Genomic DNA, 1,488 nt, shown 5'->3' on the forward strand with positions numbered 1-1,488 from the left:
CAGCATCGAGAATGCCAGTGGCGCAACAATGCATAGCAGCATCGCCGTATCGAGCGTGGCGCCCGCCGCCGATAGGCGGCCGCCACTTGAGGCGAGCCGCGCGGCGAGTTGCAGCAGCGTATAGGCGACGCCGGCGACCACGATGAAGCCACGCAAGCGCCGACGGCCTTCAACCAGATCGACACGCCAGCCATCCACCGCAGCTTGCACGGTCAATAGGGCGAACAGCAGCGGTACCGCGCGTTGCAAGCCCATCGTGAACGGTGCGATTGCCGTGCCGCTGTGTGCGAATACCGCGCAGTTCAGCCCGCCGAGCCCGGCGGCCGCGCCCCACGCAAGCGCGTGAATCGGCCTGAAGCCAAAGGCGTCGTCGAACAACGCCTGCACGAAAATCCAGAACAGCACGGCATTGCCGACCGATATGGCAACGATTGGCGCCTGGAGCAGCCGTGGCGCCGCCTGCTCGAACCACGGCATCGCCCCTGCAGTCTGCACGGCCAGTCCAACGGCCAGCGCCAGGCCCGCCCGCACGGCCGGCAGGGCCGGCCGGTCACGCCCGAACGCCCTGGCAAGCAAGGCCAGCAGCGCCAGCAGCATGCCGCGCAGAAGGGCGTCCAGCAGGAAAACGGGGGGCAGGGGCGATGTCATCCAGGCTCCGCGAAACCGCGCCTTGTATGGGGTCTTGCCATACTACCGCGATGAGGCTTGGGCTTGTCGGTCGGATCGAGGCCCGACGCAATATGCCCGCGCCCCTAGCCGATGGCCGCCCACCCCAACCGCCGTTGCGGTGAACGCGTGGTCAATGGCGGCTTCCAACGGTAGAGCCGACTTTCCAATGTCCGAGTGAAAGAACCAAATAACGACCGTGGAGGGTCGGTTTCCGACCATGGCGACCTGCCTTCGCGGACGGCAGGTACCGACCCGGAGGGATCTTACGCGAACTCGGCATCGGGGTGACCGCAGCCACTCGTGGGGAATGCCCGAGTTCTTGTGTGAACGCCGCAGCATACCGCGCCTTTCATTGGCTATCCCAATTTGACGAGATTATGCACCGCCAGCGGTCCGCCCGGGATTTGAACCAGCCGCCCCCCGCCTTCGAGCGAACCCAGGTCGATGCCGAAGAAGCCGAGCCGCTCTATCAGTCCGCTCACGGCCGATTTCGCATGCGCGTCGTCTCCCGCGAAGAACAATATGCGGCGTCCGTCCTCGGCCTGTGGATCGTCGGAGATGCGGTGCGCCGGCAGATGGTTGAACGCCTTCACGACGCGTGCGCCCGGTACGAGGTCCGCGAATGCTTCACTCGACGTCCGGCCATGCAATTCGGCCGGTTCGAACCGCGGCGCCTCGATCGGGTTGTTCGCGTCGATCACGATGCGTCCGCCGAAGTCCGGCAACCCGGCCAGGGCCTCCGGCAGCTTCGACCAGTTCACTGCGACGAGGACGATGTCCTGCGCGGCCGCTTGTTCGCGCGTTCCCGGCGTGACCGAG

1 protein-coding gene and 1 pseudogene are annotated in these 1,488 nt (G+C 66.2%); both read right to left on the reverse strand.

Going from position 1 to position 1,488, the window contains the following annotated elements; all coding sequences use genetic code 11:
- Nucleotides 1-648, reverse strand: a pseudogene (locus P3W85_RS07735) (AraC family transcriptional regulator); the annotation flags it as partial.
- A 377-nt stretch (nucleotides 649-1,025) separates the two neighbouring features.
- Nucleotides 1,026-1,488, reverse strand: a 463-nt coding sequence (locus P3W85_RS07740; RefSeq protein ID WP_276264341.1) for an NADPH-dependent F420 reductase, incomplete at its 5' end; no start/stop codon positions are given.

It is taken from the genome of Cupriavidus basilensis, from assembly GCF_029335485.1.
In the GTDB taxonomy this organism is placed as follows: Bacteria; Pseudomonadota; Gammaproteobacteria; order Burkholderiales; family Burkholderiaceae; genus Cupriavidus; species Cupriavidus basilensis_E.